This is a genomic window from Ruegeria sp. AB5 (assembly GCF_056542645.1).
This window is the reverse complement of sequence record NZ_JBQGAE010000039.1, coordinates 1-3,851: the sequence shown is the minus strand read 5'-3', so window position 1 is coordinate 3,851 and position 3,851 is coordinate 1. Positions and strand designations below refer to the sequence as shown.

Genomic DNA, 3,851 nt, shown 5'->3' with positions numbered 1-3,851 from the left:
ATTTTGTCGTCACCTGGGCGTCTGATGATGGGCAGCAAGGCGATGATCGCTGGGCCATCAAGGCGCGTATTTTTGACGCGAATGGCGATGCGGTTGTCAGTGAATTCCTGGTCAATGAATTCACCAATGACACTCAAATTGCGCCGAGCGTGACAGTGCTCGCCAATGGCCATTTTGTCATCATATGGATGTCTAACGACGGGCAGCAAGGTGATACGTCTGGTTATGCCATCAAGGCGCGTATTTTCGATGCAAACGGTGTTGCTCAAGGTCCCGAGCCGATCACAGAAGATGTTGTGACCCTGATTGAGACCGCCACGCTTTTGGCCAACGACAGCGATGTCGACGGGGATGCGCTCACGATGACAGCAGTGTCTGCCACGAGTGCGCATGGCGCGACCCTGACGCTGAACACCGACGGGACAATCAGCTATGATCCCACCAACGCGGATGCTGTCCAGGCTTTGGCAGTTGGGCAGACACTTATCGACACATTTACCTATACGGTCGAGGACGGCAATGGCGGGGAGAGCACTGCAACAGTTTCAATTGTTGTTCACGGAAGAAACGATGCACCCGTTTTAGCAATTGCATTGTCCGATCACTCTTCAGCGGAAGATGAAGCTGTGAGCTTTGCACTGCCAACCAATGCGTTCACGGATGTGGATGGCGATGCACTGACCTTGAGTGCGACACTGACGGATGGTGCGGCGCTGCCGGACTGGCTGGTGTTTGATGCCATTGCGGGGAGCTTCTCGGGCACACCGCCGCAGGACTTCCATGGTACATTGAGTGTGACCGTGACGGCCAGCGATGGGTCACGCACAGCAAGCGATAGCTTTGCCCTTGAGATTCCCCCTGTAAACGATGCACCGATCGCGGTAGATGATCTTATTGGCGCGAGTGAACTCCGCGTGAATGAATTTACCAACACCGGACAAAAGACTCCAAGTATTACCGCACTGACTAATGGCCATTTTGTCGTCACCTGGGACTCTCGTGATGGGCAGCAAGGCGATGCTTCTTCTTCTGCCATCAAGGCGCGTATTATTGATGCAGAGGGTGTTGAGATCGTCAGTGAGTTCCTGGTCAACGAGTTTACCCATAGCTGGCAATTGAACGCGAGTGTCACGGCGCTCGCCGATGGCCATTTTGTCGTCACCTGGTCGTCTTTTGACCAACAGCAAGGCGATCCATCCGGATATGCTGTCAAGGCGCGTGTTTTCAATGCGGATGGCAGTGAGATTGGCAGTGAATTCCTGGTCAACGAGTTTACTAATAACGGTCAATTCATCTCGAGTGTAACAGCACTGGAAAATGGCCATTTCGTTGTCACTTGGGAGTCTGAAGACCAGCAGCAAGGCGATACGTCTCCAACGGCCATCAAGGCGCGTATTTTCGATGCGGAGGGCGGCGAGATCGTCAGTGAATTCCTGGTCAATGAATTTACCAATGGCGATCAGCGGGACCCAAGCGTTACCACTCTCGCCAATGGCCATTTCGTCGTCACCTGGCATTCTCACGCCTTGCAGCAAGGCGATCCATCCGGTTATGCCGTCAAGGCGCGTATTTTCGATGCGAGTGGCAGTGAGGTTGTCGGTGAGTTCCTCGTCAATGAATTTACCAATGGCTGGCAAATCAAGCCGATTGTTACAGCGCTCACCAATGGCCATTTCGTTGTCACTTGGGAGTCTGAAGACCAGCAGCAAGGGGATGCTGATTGGGCCATCAAGGCGCGCATTTTTGATGCAGAGGGTGTTGAGATCGTCAGTGAGTTCCTCGTCAATGAATTCACCCATAGCACGCAACGCGACCCAAATGTTACGGCCCTCGCCAATGGCCACTTTGTCGTCACCTGGGCATCTGATGATGGGCAGCAAGGTGATGATGGCTGGGCCATCAAGGCGCGTATTTTCGATGCGAGTGGCAGTGAGGTTGTCGGTGAATTCCTCGTCAATGAGTTTACCAATGACATTCAAGGCACTCCAAATGTGACAGCGCTCGACAATGGTGATTTTGTCGTCACCTGGCATTCTCTTGACGGGCAGCAAGGCGACACTGATTGGGCCATCAAGGCGCGTATTTTCGATGCAAACGGTGTTGCGCAAGGTCCCACGCCGATCGACGAAGATGTTGTGACTTCGATTGAGACCGCCACCCTCTTGGCCAATGACAGTGATGTTGAAGGGGATGCACTGACGGTAACAGCGGTCTCTGCCGCGAGTACGCATGGGGCCGCCCTTACGCTGAATACCAACGGGACCATCAGCTATGATCCAACCGGCGCAGATGCTGTTCAGGCTCTGGCAGAGGGCGAGACACTTATCGACACCTTCACCTATACGGTTGAAGACGGCAATGGTGGGCAGAGCACTGCAACGGTTTCAATCGTTGTTCACGGAAGAAACGATGCACCTGTCGCGGCTGATGATAGCGAGGTTGAAAATACTATTGATGCAGAAAGTACAATTGACGCAAGTGAGTTCCTGATCAATGACTTTACCAATGGCACCCAAAGCGACCCGAAGGTCGCAGAACTCGCCAATGGCAACTTCGTCGAAACTTGGGAATCCCCTGATGAATCTCACTTTACTGACATCAAGGCACGTATTGTAGACGTAGATGGCGTTGAGATTGTCAGTGAGTTCTACGTCATTAAAGAATGGGCTTTCCAACGTTCGCCGAGTGTTACAGCATTCTCTAATGGCAATTTCATCGTAACTTGGATGCATAAAGATAACGGATATTTAGAGACTAACGCAAGCGTTTTTGATGCGAATGGCGTCGGGATCAGCGGCAGGTTGAACGTCGTCGACGGGTTCTATCAATACATCATAAGTGTTACAGAGCTCGCCAATGGCAATTTCGTCGCAAGCTGGTCGACTGGACCCTGCAATAACGATCTTTGTGGTTCTGACAGCTATTTCCGTGTTTACGACGCGAATGGCGGGGACATCAGCGGCCTCCTCAAAGTCAATGAACCTCTCAATGCCATTGACGACTGGCAGCATGGCGTTAGTGTTACAGCACTCGCGAATGGCAATTTCGTCGTTACCTGGGAGGCTACTGACCCGCAAGACGGTTCTTACGATACTGCTATCAAGGCCCGTATTTTCGATGCGAACGGCGGGGAGATCGCCAGTGAATTTCTGGTCAATGCAATCATCGATGGCGCTCAAAGAAACCCGAAGGTTACAGCGCTCGCCAATGGCGATTTTGTGGTCACCTGGGAGTCTAATGACCAACAGTACGGCGCTTCGTCTGCTTGGACCATGGAGGCCCGTATTTTCGATGCAGCCGGTGTTACTCAAAGTTCCGATATTATCTCGGAAGGTTTTGTCACCCTGATTGAGACAGCCAGTCTTCTTGTCAATGACAGCGATGCCGAGGGAGATGCACTGACGGTGACAGCGGTCTCTGCCGAAAGCGCGCATGGAGCAGTCCTGACGCTGAACACCGATGGGACCATCAGCTATGATCCGACCGGCGCAGAGGCTGTTCAGGCCCTGGCAGAGGGCGAAATGCTGACGGATACATTTACCTATACCGTCAGAGATGGCAATGGCGGTGAAAGCACCGCAACGGTTTCAGTTGTTGTTCGCGGAAGAAACGAAGCACCGATCTTTGGCACCGCTGGTGATGATATCCTGACCGGCACCGCTGGCGATGACATCCTAAACGGCGGCGCGGGCGATGATTATCTGTATGGTAGCGCTGGCGATGACCGTCTGGATGCTGGCACAGGCAACGACATCCTGACCGGCGGCTCGGGGGACGATACCTTCGTCTTTGATCCCGGTTTCGGCGAGGATGCTGTAACTGATTTTGCGGCTGGGGCTGGGACGGAGGAC

1 protein-coding gene is annotated in these 3,851 nt (G+C 53.1%); it reads left to right on the top strand.

Annotated elements, in window-relative coordinates:
- The coding region (locus ACR0L4_RS23315; protein WP_480515586.1) for a tandem-95 repeat protein at window positions 1–3,851 on the top strand (3,851 nt) is incomplete at both ends.